Origin of the sequence: Salmonella sp. SSDFZ54 (genome assembly GCF_004010735.1) — a bacterium.
In the GTDB taxonomy this organism is placed as follows: Bacteria; Pseudomonadota; Gammaproteobacteria; order Enterobacterales; family Enterobacteriaceae; genus Salmonella; species Salmonella enterica.
This window is the reverse complement of the sequence record NZ_CP034819.1, coordinates 1,980,184-1,994,990: the sequence shown is the minus strand read 5'-3', so window position 1 is coordinate 1,994,990 and position 14,807 is coordinate 1,980,184. Positions and strand designations below refer to the sequence as shown.

Below are 14,807 nucleotides of genomic sequence, written 5' to 3'. Positions count from 1 at the left end.
AAAGAGCAGTGCCGCTTCGCTTTTTCTCAGCGGCGCGGGGTGTGCATATTACGCTTTCCCGCTTCAGAGTCAAGCGTTTATTTTCGCTTTTCTCCGTGAGGTTCTGGTCTGAACCCCGCTGACCCGGCGGCCTGTATGCCGTTGTTCCGTGTCAGTGGTGGCGCATTATAGGGAGTTATTTCTGCCTGACAAGAGGAAATTTAAAATAATTTTCTGAGTGTCTCTTTTTTCATCAACAGCGGGCTTAACGTGCCATAAAATAAGCAAATTGCCGTTATTGCAACTGCAATCACACTTCCAGGTGGCATACTAATAACCAAACGAAAGAGAAAGGAAGAACATTCATGCCTTTAAGCGCACAACAATTAGCCGCACAGAAAAATCTATCCTATGTTCTGGCTGAAAAGCTGGCGCAGCGGATATTAAAGGGTGACTACGCCCCCGGTACGATTCTTCCCGGCGAAATAGAACTGGGCGAGCAGTACGGCGTAAGTCGAACGGCAGTTCGCGAAGCGGTGAAAACGTTGACGGCTAAAGGTATGGTGCTACCCCGTCCGCGCATTGGTACGCGGGTGATGCCGCAGGGAAACTGGAACTTTCTGGATCAAGAGCTGCTGACCTGGTGGATGACGGAAGAAAATTTTCATCAGGTGGTAGATCATTTTCTGGTGATGCGTATTAGCCTGGAGCCGCAAGCCTGCCTGCTGGCGGCGACTCTTGGCACACCGGAGCAGAAAGCGCGGCTTAATGCCTTGATGGAAGAGATGGTCGCGCTGAAAAAGCATTTTAAGCGTGAACGCTGGATTGAAGTGGATATGGCGTGGCACGAGCATATCTACGAAATGAGCGCCAATCCCTTTCTAATCTCTTTTGCTACGCTATTTCATTCGGTTTATCACACTTACTTTACCTCAATCACCTATAACGAGGTGGTAAAGCTGGATTTGCACCAGGCCATTGTTGATGCCATCGCTGATAGCGACGGCGAACGCGCTTTCCAGGCCTGTCAGGCGTTGTTAATAGCGCCCAATGAGAGACCAGATAATTAACAGGATATTGAATGACCAGCAAAAAAGCGCGCAGTATGGCTGGCCTGCCGTGGATCGCGGCGATGGCCTTCTTTATGCAGGCGCTAGACGCCACCATTTTGAATACCGCTTTACCGGCTATTGCGCATAGTCTTAACCGTTCCCCACTCGCCATGCAGTCCGCTATTATCAGTTATACCCTGACAGTAGCTATGTTAATTCCGGTAAGCGGCTGGTTGGCTGACCGCTTCGGTACGCGTCGCGTCTTTATGGTTGCCGTAAGTCTGTTTACGTTAGGCTCGCTGGCCTGCGCGCTCTCCAGTTCACTATCTGAATTGGTTATTTTTCGCGTCGTACAAGGCGTCGGCGGAGCGATGATGATGCCAGTGGCGCGACTGGCGTTATTGCGAGCCTATCCGCGTAGTGAGCTGCTGCCCGTTCTTAACTTTGTCACTATGCCGGGGCTGGTAGGTCCGATTCTGGGGCCGGTATTAGGCGGCGTACTGGTGACCTGGGCAAGCTGGCACTGGATCTTCCTGATTAATATTCCCATTGGTGTTGCAGGCATTCTGTATGCCCGCAAATATATGCCCAACTTCACCACGCCGCGTCGCAAGTTTGACATGACCGGCTTCTTTCTTTTTGGGTTAAGTCTGGTTTTATTTTCCAGCGGAATGGAACTGTTTGGCGAAAAGATTGTGGCGACATGGATCGCATCCGCCATTATTTTTTGCAGTATCGTTCTACTATTGGCCTATATCCGCCACGCCCGCCGTCATCCGACACCGTTAATATCACTATCGCTGTTTAAGACACGCACATTTTCCGTCGGTATTGCCGGCAACCTCGCCACGCGTCTGGGGACAGGCTGCGTACCTTTTTTGATGCCGTTAATGCTACAGGTTGGTTTTGGCTACCCGGCTCTGATCGCCGGCTGCATGATGGCGCCGACAGCTTTGGGTTCTATTATCGCGAAATCGACCGTAACGCAGGTTTTACGACGTTTGGGATACCGGAAGACTCTGGTCGGCATTACGGTATTTATCGGTCTGATGATTGCCCAGTTTTCGTTTCAATCTCCCGCCATGCCGATCTGGATGCTCGTACTGCCGCTATTCATTCTTGGAATGGCGATGTCCACTCAATTTACGGCAATGAATACGATTACTCTTGCGGATCTGACGGACGATAACGCCAGCAGCGGCAACAGCGTTCTGGCGGTTACGCAGCAATTGTCTATCAGTTTAGGCGTGGCGATCAGCGCGGCGGTGTTACGTATTTATGAAGGTTTTGCGGGCACCAGTACCGTGGAACAGTTCCACTATACCTTTATCACGATGGGGGCGATCACTATCGTGTCCGCGCTGATGTTTATGCTGCTAAGAGCCAAAGACGGCAACAATCTGATTAAAGAACGGCATAAATCTAAACCGACCCACGCACCGTCAAAACCGGAGTAAGCTGAAGTCGCTGTTGTTGCAAGGCGGGCTGCGCCATCCGATGAATCAACACATCAATAGCCAGCTCGCCCAATTCATCTTTCGGCTGATGGATAGTCGTCAGCGGCGGCGTCATATAGCGCGCCAGCTCAATATCATCATAGCCAATGACTGCCATATCCTGCGGAATACGAAGCCCCGCCTGATATAGCGCCTGATAGGCGCCGACAGCCATCGCATCGTTTCCGGTAAAAACCGCTTGCGGTCGCTGTTGATGGGCGAGTAACGCCTGCATGGCGTCAAAGCCGCCGCCAAATTCAAAATCGCCGGTGATCTCATAGCCTTGCGGAATAGCCAGCCCTGCGCGTTTCATCGCCGCCCGATACCCTTCCAGCCGTAAACGCGCTGGCGTTTTGTCCAGCGGGCCGGTAATACAGGCTATTCGGGTAAATCCTTTATCGATAAGGTGTTGGGTGGCAAGATCGCCGCCTAACAACGAATTATCCTGAATGAGATCGCTATCGCCCTCGCCATCAAACGGCGACCAGTCCATCATGACGGTAGGAATAGACGGATAACGCTCCATGATTTCACGAGAAGGCTGATGCGTTTCGGTACACAGCAGCAGTAAACCGTCTACCCGTTTTTGCATCAGCGTCTCCAGGTTGCGGTTCATCCGTTGCTCGTCGCCTTCGGTATTGCACAGCACCAGACTATAACCGCGCTCAAAACAGCTTCGCTCAACGCCGCGCACCAGTTCGGAATAAAAAGGGTTGGTACTGGCGGTAATCAGCATACCAATCGTGCGGGTCTGGTTTAACTTGAGGCTTCGCGCCAGCGCAGAAGGCGCATAGTTAAGTGATTTAATCGCCGCTTCAACTTTTTCGGTTATCGTCTCACTCACAAAGCGATCTTTGTTAATAACGTGAGAGACCGTCGATGTAGAGACTCCCGCCAGGCGGGCAACATCTTTCATAGTAGCCAAGCGTTACCCCTGCTGATGTAAAAACGCTTCTATCTCTTCGCGCCACGGAACGGAAGGTTGCGCGCCTTTACGCGTTACGGCAATCGCGGCGGCGGCATGGGCAAAGCGAATCGCTTCCGGCAACGGCGTCTCCTCCAGTATCGCGGTGATAAAGGCGCCGTTAAACGTATCTCCGGCGGCAATGGTATCGACAGCCTCAACGCTAAATCCAGGAACGCGGCGGCCCTCGCCGTTTACGCTGGCCCAGACGCCACGGCTTCCTAAGGTAATTAATACGGTTCGAATGCCTTTATCATGCAAAATCTGCGCAGCTTTCGCGGCATCGTCGTCATTTTCCACACGCACGCCCGTCAGCTTTTCAGCTTCCGTTTCATTTGGCGTGATGATGTCCACCAGCGCCAGCAGTTCATCCGGTAGCTCACGGGCAGGCGCCGGGTTAAGCGCAACAGTAGTATGATGTTGATGGGCGATTTTCGCCGCCGCCAGTACGCTTTCCAGCGGCGATTCCAGCTGCATCAGTAACGCATCCGCCTGCGCGATACGTTCACGTTGCGCATCAACCAACGCCGGCGATAACGCGGCATTCGCTCCGGCATGAATACCGATGACGTTCTCGCCTTCGCCGTTAACGAAAATCAGCGCCACCCCGGTAGACTCGCCTTTAATAACGCTAACTGGCGCGATATCAATACGATCGCTGACTAATTGTTTACGAATACTGTCGCCAATATCGTCATCGCCCGTGCAGGCGATAAACGCAATATTTGCCCCGCTACGTCCCGCAGCAACCGCCTGATTCGCGCCTTTCCCGCCAAACGCGACCTGATAATGGCTACCGGTTACCGTTTCACCCGGGGTAGGGAAGGACTCAAGATTAAGGATATGATCGGCATTAATGCTGCCAAGGACGATGAGATTACCTGCGGTTTTCATATTCGGGGTTCCACGTCAAAGTGCGCCACCGGTTAGGGTGGCGCGTGCCCTGCTTTTCTTTTTTTACGTTCACCTCAGCGGAGGCTCGCGTATTTCTGTCGCCATCAGGCCATAGTTGACCCGTGTCGTTTATTACTGCTTGATGACCAGTTTCAGGTCAACCGGATATTTGGCCTGAACTTTTTCGCCTTTCAGCACCTTATCCGCCACTTCAACGCCTTTGGCGCCGATTTGATCCGGTAACTGAGCGATAGTCGCTGCCAGTTTGCCATCTTTTACGGCCTTTTCGCCATCCGGCGTACCGTCAAATCCAACCACCATCACATCTGCTTTACCGGCAGTTTGCAGCGCGCGCAGTGCGCCCAGCGCCATTTCATCGTTCTGGGCGAAGACAGCCTGAACATCCGGATGCGCGGTCAACAGGTTCTGCATGACGTTCAGACCCTTAGTACGGTCGAAATCGGCAGGCTGGCTGGCCAGGACATTAAATTTGTGAGCGGCTACCGCCTGCTGGAAACCTTCGCCACGCTCACGCGCCGCAGATGTTCCGGCAATGCCTTGCAACTCAATCACTTTAGCGCCTTCGCCAGCTTTTTTCGCGATATAGTCGCCAGCGATCTTACCGCCCAGCACGTTATCAGACGCGATATGGCTGACGACATCGCCTTTGGTTGCCTGGCGGTCAAGCGTGATAACCGGAATCTTCGCCTGGTTCGCCATCTTCACCGCGTTACCCACCGCATCGGAGTCAGTCGGGTTGATCAGCAGAATTTTGGTCCCGCGAACGGTTAAATCCTGCACGTTCGCCAGCTCTTTGGCAGGGTTGTTCTGGGAGTCCAGCACCACCAGGTTATAACCCAGTTTATCCGCCTCTTTTTGCGCCCCGTCTTTTAACGACACGAAGAAGGGGTTATTGAGGGTAGAGATCACCAGCGCAATGGTGTCTTTCGCCATTGCATTCGCGCTCACGGTGGCGCTCAGCGCAACAGCAGATACCAGGGTAGCCAGTTTTTTCATGTTCATATTTCAGATGTCCTGTAGTCGTTGTTACTGCTTTTTGTTGTCTACCAGTACCGCCAGCAAAATCACCACCGCTTTGACGATCATCTGGTAATAGGAGGAAACACCTAACAAATTCAAACCATTATTAAGGAAGCCGAGAATCAATGCGCCGATCAATGTCCCAACAATGCGTCCTTTACCGCCAGCAAGGCTGGTGCCGCCCAGCACCACGGCGGCAATAGCATCCAGCTCATAGCCGGTACCCGCCGTCGGCTGCGCGGAAGAGAGGCGCGCCACTTCAATGATGCCCGCCAGCGATGCTGTCAGGCCGCAAAGTGAATAGACGATAATTTTCACTTTGCTCACGCTAATGCCAGACAGGCGCGTCGCCGCTTCGTTACCGCCCAGCGCGTAGATATAGCGTCCCAGACGGGTGTGATGCAGCATATACCAGGCGGCGATAAAGACGATAGCCATGATCCAGACCGGCGTAGGAACGCCCAGCGGACGGCCGATACCGAACCAGCCAAACAGATCGGCGTTATCGGTAAAGCCGGTGTTGACCGGGCTACCGTCGGTGTAAACCATCGTCACGCCGCGCAGTAGCAGCATCATCACCAGCGTAGCGATAAACGCCTGTACGCGGCCTTTCGCGACGATAACGCCAGTAACAGCGCCAATCGCAGCGCCCAGCGCCAGCGCGGCGGCAACCGCGACCAGCGCATTCACTTCAACGCCAACGATTGAAGCGGCAACCGCGCCAGTGAGCGCCAGCAGGGAACCGACGGACAGATCGATCCCCGATGTCAGAATCACCAACGTCATCCCCACCGCCATAATGGCGTTGACGGAGGTCTGTTGAAGAATATTGAACAGATTATTAACGGTAAAAAAGTTGGGGCTCAACGTCGAAACAATCGCGATCAGCACCAGCAGGGCAATGAGCGACTTCTGCTCAAGAAGCCACGCTTTAGTGAAATAACGGCGACCAGAAACAGCCTGGGTTGTCATCTTTTTTACTCCTGATTCACGCGATTAAGCTTGCCCACTGCGGCAGCCATTAACACTTCCTGGGTGGCCTGCTCGCGAGTAAATTCACCGCTGAGATGCCCTTCATGCATGACGATGATGCGATCGCTCATGCCTAATACTTCTGGCATCTCAGATGAGACCAGAATGATGCTCAGGCCGTCGGCCTTAAACTGGTTGATAAGCTGGTAAATCTCTTTCTTGGCGCCGACGTCCACGCCGCGGGTCGGCTCGTCGAGAATGAGCACTTTCGGGCGCGTCATCAACCCGCGGGCAATCGCCACTTTTTGCTGATTACCGCCAGAAAGCAGGCCTATCGCCTGTTCCATTGACGGTGTCTTGACGTTGAACAGACGGATAAAATCCCCCACCGCCTGTTGCTCATCTTTGTGTTTCAGGCTTCCGCCAGCGCGGCTGAAATAGTCCAGCGCCGTCAGCGACATATTCTCTTTAACTGACATGCCGAGCACCAGTCCATCGCGCTTACGGTCTTCAGAGATATAAACGATGCCATTGGCCAGTCCGTCCTGCGGAGAGCGCGTCACCACTTCGTGTCCATCAAGCGTCACGTAACCGCTGGTTCGCGGCATCGCGCCGTACAATACTTTCATCAGCTCGGTGCGACCGGCGCCCATCAGGCCGGAAATGCCAAGAATCTCGCCTTTTCGCAGCACAAAAGAGACATCATTCACGCCCGGTCCGCACAGATTATCGACCTTCAGGCGAATCTCACCCGGCGCGTTATCCAGATGTGGGTACTGATCTTCCAGCTTACGTCCCACCATCATTTCGATAAGAGAATCTTCGGTCAACGTGGCCACTTCACGCTCGGCGATAAATTGCCCATCGCGGAAGACCGTCACGTCATCGCAAATTTCGAAGATCTCTTTCATACGGTGAGAGATATAGACAATGCCGCGCCCCTGCGATTTTAATTCGCGGATAACGCGGAACAGAGATTCGGTTTCAGTGTCGGTCAGCGCATCGGTCGGTTCATCCATAATGATGACTTTGGATTCGAAGCTCAGCACTTTGGCGATTTCCACCATTTGCTGATCGCCGATAGAGAGTTCGCCCACCAGCTTATCGCTCTTAAAGCGCAGATTGAGTTTGGCTAAGAGGTGGTCGGCTTCGGCATACATCTTTTTCCAGTCGATTTTGCCAAAGCGATTCACAAACTCACGGCCCAGGAAGATATTTTCCGCAATGGTCAACTGCGGGATCAGGTTCAGTTCCTGATGAATAATGCCGATCCCGGCTTCCTGAGACGATTTAGGCCCGTTAAAGGTGGTCTCTTTACCCAGCCATAACAACGATCCCACATCTCGCGTATAGATGCCGGTTAATACTTTCATCATGGTGGATTTTCCGGCGCCGTTTTCCCCCACCAGCGCCATAACGCGGCCAGGATAAACGTTTAACGCGGCGCCGGAGAGAGCCTTCACGCCGGGGAACGCTTTATCGATCCCTTTGAGTTGCAGTAATGCGTCCATAGCGGCCTCAGAAAGTGACGCCAGCGCAAAGAATGACGTTCGCATACGGGGAACACTCCCCGCTGCGAATCACCGCCTGACTGTCTGCAGTCAATTTTTTGAATTGTTCGTGTGTCGTATAACTAATTTTTATGGTGTTTCCCTGGTGTTGCTGCAGTTGCTCAAGGTGAGTGAGCAACGTTTCGTGGAGCTGCGGATTCTGTTGTTTGATTTCCGTTGCAAGAATCGCCACCTCAACCTGCATTTCCCGGGTCACGACATCCACCACCTGCATAAAAGAAGGTACGCCCTGGGTTAGTGCCATATCGATACGCGCGGTGCTATTCGGGATGGGTAAACCCGCATCACAGACCACCAGAGTATCAGTATGCCCCAGACGGGAAATGACCGACGAGATTTCAGAGTTGAGTACGGTGCCTTTCTTCATTTTTCTGCTCCACTAGCGAAACGTTTCGCTGGCCGCAGTGTAACCCTGGATGTGTTCATAAAACCATCATGACGTAACAGAATTGTGATCGCCGTCGAAACGTTTCGCTAGCGGAAATCAGGTGAAGATAATCGCCCAATGGCGATTATCTTGTGGGAATCTACGGATTGGCCAGGCCGGGTAAGCCAATGCGGCCCCCGGCATGTTGATGAGAGGTTAAATCTCGACCTGCGTACCTAACTCAATCACGCGGTTAGGCGGGATCTCGAACTGATCCGGCGCGCGCAGGGCGTTGCGTTGCAACAACAAATACAGCTTGCCGCGCAGACGCAAATACCACGGGCGTTTGCCGACAATCAACGACTCGTGCGACATAAAGAACGACGTTTCCATCATCCGACAGCTAAGGCCTTCCAGACCGCAGCGGTGGAACACCTCTTCAACGTTTGGCGTTTCGCGCCAGCCGTAGCTGGCCACCACGCGCCAGAATGTCGGAGACAACTGCTCAATCTGCACCCGGCGAACGTTATGCACATAAGGCGCATCTTCCGTACGCAACGTCAGTAAGATTACGCGCTCATGCAACACTTTGTTGTGCTTCAGGTTATGCAATAAAGCAAAAGGGATCACACTGAGCGCGCGCGACATGTATACGGCAGTACCCGGCACCCGAACCGGCGGTGACTTCTCCAGTGAAGCAATCATCGCTTCCAGCGAATTACCGTGTTCATGCATACGACGCAACAGGCGGAAACGCTCGCTCTTCCATGTGGTCATGATCGTGAACATGATCAGGCCCAGGCTCAGCGGCAGCCAACCACCGGACAACAATTTATCGAGGTTAGCCGAGAACAGCGGGATATCCACGCACAGGAACGCGATGAGGATCAGCGCGACAAAATATTTGTTCCAGTGCCAGTTCTTACGCGCCACGGTCGTAGAAAGAATAGACGTCAGCACCATCGTGCCGGTCACGGCGATACCATAGGCCGCCGCCAGGTTGCTGGAATGCTCAAAGCTAACAATAACAACCACGACCGCGAAATAAAGTAGCCAGTTAACGAAAGGGATATAGATCTGACCGGACTCCATCTCGGAGGTATGGATAATGCGCATTGGCGACAAATAGCCAAGACGCACGGCCTGACGCGTCAGCGAAAAGACGCCGGAAATGACCGCCTGAGAGGCGATCACCGTCGCCAGCGCGGCCAGAATCAGCAGCGGAATTAACGCCCAGTCCGGCGCCAACAGGAAGAAGGGATTTTTAATCGCTTCCGGATGTTTAAGTAGCAATGCGCCCTGACCAAAGTAGTTCAGTACTAACGACGGCAATACCACGGTAAACCACGCCAGGCGAATCGGGAACTTACCGAAGTGTCCCATATCGGCGTACAACGCCTCTACGCCGGTAATCGACAGCACCACCGCGCCCAACGCAATAAACGATACGGTTTTATATTCAAGGAAAAAACGTACCGCCCAGACAGGATTCAGCGCATGTAACACTTCGGGATTGGCGATAATACTGCGCAGGCCAAGTACCGCCAGGATTAAAAACCAGGTCAGCATAATCGGCGCAAAGAGTTTTCCTACCATTCCCGTACCGTGCTTCTGAATCATAAACAACAGAGTCAGCACAATAATGGAAAGCGGGACAATCCAGGTATCCAGCTGCGGCGCGACAATCTCCAGGCCTTCAATCGCCGACATCACCGAAATCGCCGGCGTAATCACCACTTCGCCATAAAAAAAGCTGCCGCCTATCAGTCCCATGATAACTAACATGGATGTGGTGCGCGCCGAGGTATTACGCCCGGCAAGCGACATCAGCGTCAAAATTCCACCTTCACCCGCGTTATCGGCGCGCATCACGAAGGTGAGATATTTGATGGAAACCACAAAGATGAGTAGCCAGAAGATCAGCGACAGAAAACCAAACACGGCATCTCGTTCAACGCCAAAACCAAACTGACCGGACAAACATTCACGAAGCGTATAAAGCGGGCTGGTACCAATATCACCGTAGACAACCCCAATAGCTGCGAGGGTAATCGCAGGCAACGATTGCTTATTATCAGTGCTCATAGACTCATCTTTCGTTTATACACGTCACCCTTCACGCTACCTCCTTGTCGGCTGCATTCGCTTACCCCAGTCACACGTTTAAGTCAGTGCCAGGGGATTCACTCCTTTGCCGCCTTGATGTAGTTTGAATGAATGAGTGTATAGATATGAAATGTGTGCTTAGTCCCTTGGCCCACAAAAAAGCGCACAGTATGCACGATTAATCATAAAATCGTACCCCTAAATGAAGCCAGATTAACCTGGCTCAAAGAAAAATAAACAGCGCGTCAGACGATTACAGCCCCGGTGGTGAAACGTCTATACTCGCAATTAGCATGATCCATTTGTCGAAAGGACGCCTCTTTATTATGGCTCACCCACATTTATTAGCGGAAAGAATTTCCCGTCTGAGCAGCGCCCTTGAGAAGGGACTGTATGAACGTAGTCATGCCATACGCCTTTGCCTACTGGCGGCGTTAAGCGGTGAGAGCGTCTTTTTGTTGGGCCCGCCCGGTATCGCCAAGAGTCTGATTGCCCGCCGCCTGAAGTTTGCTTTCCAGCGCGCCCGCGCTTTTGAATATCTGATGACACGCTTTTCCACGCCGGAAGAGGTGTTTGGCCCGCTCTCTATTCAGGCGCTGAAAGATGAAGGTCGCTATGAACGCTTAACGACCGGCTATCTTCCCGAAGCCGAAATCGTTTTTCTGGATGAAATCTGGAAAGCCGGGCCCGCTATCCTGAACACATTGCTGACCGCCATTAACGAACGCCATTTCCGCAACGGCGCATTTGAGGAAAAAATTCCGATGCGGCTGCTGGTGGCGGCCTCTAACGAACTGCCCGAAGCGGACAGCAGCCTGGAAGCCTTGTACGACCGAATGTTGATTCGCCTGTGGCTGGATAAAGTTCAGGATAAAGCCAATTTCCGCTCCATGCTGATTAGTCAGCAGGATGAGAGCGATAACCCGGTCCCCGCCTCGTTACAGGTTAGCGACGAAGAATATCAACAGTGGCAAAAAGATATCGGCGCGATTTCACTGCCTGATCCGGTCTTTGAGCTGATATTTACTCTGCGCCAACAGCTGGATAATTTGCCGAATGCGCCTTATGTCTCCGACCGTCGCTGGAAGAAAGCCATCCGCCTGTTACAGGCCAGCGCCTTCTTTAGCGGACGCGACGCGGTTGCGCCGATTGACCTTATCCTGCTAAAAGATTGCTTGTGGTATGACGCGCAGAGTCTGAATCTCATGCAACAGCAACTGGAAATATTGATGACCGGACACGCCTGGCAGCAGCAGGCCATGCTGACTCGCCTCGGCGGTATTGTCCAGCGCCGCCTCCAGTTGCAGCAACAGCAAAGCGATAAAACCGCCTTCACCGTCATTAAAGAAGGCGGTATGTTCAGCCGCCGCCCGCATTACACTTTACCGCCGGAAGCCAGTGCGTCAACGTTGACGTTATTGCTACAAAAACCGCTAAAACTGCATGATATGGAAGTGATCCATATTACCTTTGACCGCAGCGCGCTGGAACTTTGGCTGACCAAAGGCGGCGAGATCCGCGGCAAACTGAACGGGATCGGCTTTGCCCAAACGCTGAATATGGAAGTCGATAACGCTCAACATTTGGTGGTGCGCGACATCAGTCTACAAGGTACCCGTCTGGCGTTACCGGGAACGGCTGAAGACAGTATGCCTGCGGAGATCAAACAGCAGCTGGAAACGTTAGAAAACGACTGGCGCCAGCAGCATACCCGCTTCAGCGAGCAGCAACATTGCCTGTTTATTCACAGCGACTGGTTAGGGCGCATTGAGGCCAGCCTGCAGGATGTAGGAGAACAGATCCGCCAGGCGCAACAATGCTGACGCTGGATACGCTAAATACCATGCTGGCCGTCAGCGAAGAGGGAATGGTCGAAGAGATGATCCTCGCGCTACTGGCTTCCCCACAGCTGGTCATTTTCTTTGAAAAGTTTCCGCGTTTAAAAAACGCCGTGACCGCCGATCTCCCACGCTGGCGAGAAGCGCTACGCAGCCGTCTTAAAGACGCTCGCGTTCCGCCGGAACTCATGGAAGAGGTCATGTGTTACCAGCAAAGCCAACTTCTCTCTACCCCACAGTTCATCGTGCAACTGCCGCAAATACTGGCGTTGCTTCACCGCCTGCATTCACCGTATGCCGCGCAGGCGAAGCAGTTGACGGAGAGCAACAGTACCTTTACCCCTGCGCTACACACGCTTTTTTTGCAACGCTGGCGGTTAAGTCTGGTCGTGCAGGCCACCACGTTAAACCAACAACTACTGGAAGAAGAGCGCGAGCAGTTGCTGAGTGACGTTCAGGAACGGATGACGCTGAGCGGGCAACTGGAACCGACGCTGGCGGAAAATGATAATGCCGCAGGCCGCCTCTGGGATATGAGCGCGGGCCAGCTTAAACGTGGTGATTATCAACTGATCGTAAAATACGGCGAATTTCTCGCCGCCCAGCCGGAGCTAATGCAACTGGCGGAACAACTGGGACGTTCGCGGGAAGCCAAATCGGTACCGAAAAAAGACGCGCCGATGGAAACCTTTCGTACACTGGTACGCGAACCCGCTACGGTGCCGGAGCAGGTTGACGGTATTCAGCAAGGCGATGATATTCTGCGCCTGTTGCCGCCAGAGCTGGCGACGCTCGGCATCACCGAGCTGGAATATGAATTTTACCGCCGGTTAGTGGAAAAACAGCTCCTCACCTATCGCCTGCATGGCGAAGCGTGGCGTGAGAAAGTGACCGAACGGCCGGTAGTACACCAGGATGTCGACGAGCAGCCGCGCGGACCGTTTATTGTCTGCGTCGATACTTCAGGCTCGATGGGAGGATTTAACGAGCAGTGCGCAAAAGCGTTCTGCCTGGCGTTGATGCGCGTTGCGCTGGCGGATAACCGCCGCTGCTTTATTATGCTGTTTTCCACTGACGTTGTGCGTTATGAACTCTCCGGCCCGGAAGGTATTGAGCAGGCCATCCGCTTTTTAAGTCAACGTTTTCGCGGCGGCACGGATATCGCCAGCTGTTTTCGCGCCATTATTGAAAGAATGCAGGGACGGGAATGGTTTGATGCCGATGCGGTGGTCATTTCGGATTTTATCGCCCAGCGCTTGCCGGATGACGTGGTGAGCAAAGTGGGAGAGTTGCAGCGTCTTCATCAGCATCGATTCCATGCGGTGGCGATGTCGGCGCACGGCAAACCCGGCATCATGCGCATTTTCGATCATATCTGGCGCTTTGACACCGGGATGCGAAGCCGCCTGCTGAGACGCTGGCGGCGCTAACGGCTTATAAAATAGCAGGAATGCTTTCGCGAACCTGCGCGGGCCATACGCCGCACTGCACCTGACCAATATGCGGCAATTGCAGCAGCAACATCGTCAGACGAGACTGCCCAATCCCGCCGCCGATGGTCTGCGGCATTTCGCCGCGCAGCAGCGCCTGATGCCACTCCAGTTGTAGGCGATCTTCATCACCGGTCAACGCCAGCTGGCGCATCAGCGTATCGGCATCTACGCGGATACCCATAGAGGAAAGCTCAAACGCATCTTCCAGCACCGGGTTCCACACCAGGATATCGCCGTTCAGACCGGCGTAGCCCAGCTCAGATGCGGAGCTCCAGTCATCATAATCCGGCGCGCGTACATCATGGCGGTGGCCATCGCTCAGTTTACCGCCGATCCCCACCAGGAAAACGGCGCCAAGTTCTTTGGCGATCGCGCGTTCGCGCCCTTTCGCATCCAGATCCGGATAGCGAGACAACAGCTCCTGGCTGTGAACAAACTGAATTTGCTCTGGCAGGAACGGCGCCAGACCAAACTGTTTATGCACTTCCGCTTCCGTCGCCTTAATACCTGCCCATATAGCCTCTACTGTGCTTTTCAGGGTGGAAAATTGGCGCTCGCCATCGCCCATGACACGCTCCCAGTCCCACTGATCCACATAGACCGAGTGGAGCGGAGAGAGTCGGTCTTCATCGGGGCGAAGGGCTTTCATGTGCGTGTACAGCCCTTCGCCCGCGCTGAAGTCATGCTGCCCCAGGGTTTGACGTTTCCACTTCGCCAGTGAATGCACCACTTCGAACTGGGCGTCAGGCAATGCTTTCACTTTTACCTGCACCGCTTTTTCACAGCCGGACAAATTATCCTGCGTACCATCTCCTACGCGACTCAGGATCGGCGCCTGGACCTCAATCAGACCCAGACGCTCCTCCAGCTGGCGAGAGAAATGTGATTTCACGAAGCTAATTTGACGTTGTTTGGCAATGTAAGCGGTTTTCATTTTTTTACTCCTGCGTCCTGTTGCCTATGATTAAGCAACAAAACGAGAGCACTATTCAATAATCAACAGATAAAAAGCTAACTTCGGTTTTGATTCGTTA

General features: G+C 53.3%; 12 protein-coding genes. 4 read left to right on the top strand and 8 right to left on the bottom strand.

Going from position 1 to position 14,807, the window contains the following annotated elements; translation table 11 throughout:
- Positions 1–344 precede the first annotated feature (344 nt).
- Positions 345–1,049 (top strand): FadR/GntR family transcriptional regulator, encoded by a 705-nt coding sequence (locus EOS97_RS09950; RefSeq protein WP_001131145.1) that lies wholly within the window; start codon positions 345–347, stop codon positions 1,047–1,049.
- 11 nt (positions 1,050–1,060) lie between these two features.
- Positions 1,061–2,488, top strand: coding sequence for a multidrug transporter subunit MdtD (gene mdtD / locus EOS97_RS09945; RefSeq protein WP_000202071.1), 1,428 nt, complete (start codon positions 1,061–1,063; stop codon positions 2,486–2,488).
- On the opposite strand, the gene rbsR is transcribed toward mdtD, so the two are convergent.
- The 7 genes from rbsR to kup form a co-directional block, all read right to left on the bottom strand.
- On the bottom strand, positions 2,454–3,452 hold the full coding sequence (gene rbsR, locus EOS97_RS09940; protein WP_000224487.1) for a ribose operon transcriptional repressor RbsR: 999 nt from the start codon (positions 3,450–3,452) through the stop codon (positions 2,454–2,456). The two genes, mdtD and rbsR, sit on opposite strands and share 35 nt — an antisense overlap.
- A gap of 3 nt (positions 3,453–3,455) precedes the next feature.
- Positions 3,456–4,385: a ribokinase gene (gene rbsK / locus EOS97_RS09935; RefSeq protein ID WP_000844727.1), complete on the bottom strand. Its 930-nt coding sequence runs from the start codon at positions 4,383–4,385 to the stop codon at positions 3,456–3,458.
- A 132-nt stretch (positions 4,386–4,517) separates the two neighbouring features.
- Complete coding sequence (gene rbsB, locus EOS97_RS09930) at positions 4,518–5,408, bottom strand: ribose ABC transporter substrate-binding protein RbsB (RefSeq protein WP_001056260.1); 891 nt, start codon at positions 5,406–5,408, stop codon at positions 4,518–4,520.
- 24 nt (positions 5,409–5,432) lie between these two features.
- Positions 5,433–6,398, bottom strand: coding sequence for a ribose ABC transporter permease (gene rbsC, locus EOS97_RS09925; RefSeq protein WP_000211345.1), 966 nt, complete (start codon positions 6,396–6,398; stop codon positions 5,433–5,435).
- A gap of 5 nt (positions 6,399–6,403) precedes the next feature.
- Positions 6,404–7,909 (bottom strand): ribose ABC transporter ATP-binding protein RbsA, encoded by a 1,506-nt coding sequence (gene rbsA / locus EOS97_RS09920; RefSeq protein ID WP_000339372.1) that lies wholly within the window; start codon positions 7,907–7,909, stop codon positions 6,404–6,406.
- A gap of 7 nt (positions 7,910–7,916) precedes the next feature.
- Complete coding sequence (gene rbsD, locus EOS97_RS09915; RefSeq protein ID WP_000715947.1) at positions 7,917–8,336, bottom strand: D-ribose pyranase; 420 nt, start codon at positions 8,334–8,336, stop codon at positions 7,917–7,919.
- Between the two features lie 216 nt (positions 8,337–8,552).
- The gene (gene kup / locus EOS97_RS09910; RefSeq protein WP_000102338.1) at positions 8,553–10,421 is read right to left on the bottom strand and encodes a low affinity potassium transporter Kup; all 1,869 of its coding nucleotides are present in this window, start codon (positions 10,419–10,421) and stop codon (positions 8,553–8,555) included.
- A gap of 347 nt (positions 10,422–10,768) precedes the next feature.
- Here kup and ravA point away from each other — a divergent pair, with 347 nt between their 5' ends.
- On the top strand, positions 10,769–12,265 hold the full coding sequence (gene ravA, locus EOS97_RS09905; protein ID WP_000940978.1) for an ATPase RavA: 1,497 nt from the start codon (positions 10,769–10,771) through the stop codon (positions 12,263–12,265).
- Positions 12,259–13,710 carry an ATPase RavA stimulator ViaA gene (gene viaA / locus EOS97_RS09900; protein ID WP_000956585.1) on the top strand — a complete coding sequence of 484 codons (1,452 nt, stop codon included), beginning with the start codon at positions 12,259–12,261 and terminating at the stop codon, positions 13,708–13,710. Before ravA ends, viaA begins: the two co-directional genes overlap by 7 nt.
- Positions 13,711–13,714: 4 nt before the next feature.
- Here viaA and asnA read toward each other — a convergent pair whose 3' ends face one another.
- On the bottom strand, positions 13,715–14,707 hold the full coding sequence (gene asnA, locus EOS97_RS09895) for an aspartate--ammonia ligase (RefSeq protein ID WP_000845123.1): 993 nt from the start codon (positions 14,705–14,707) through the stop codon (positions 13,715–13,717).
- Positions 14,708–14,807 lie beyond the last annotated feature (100 nt).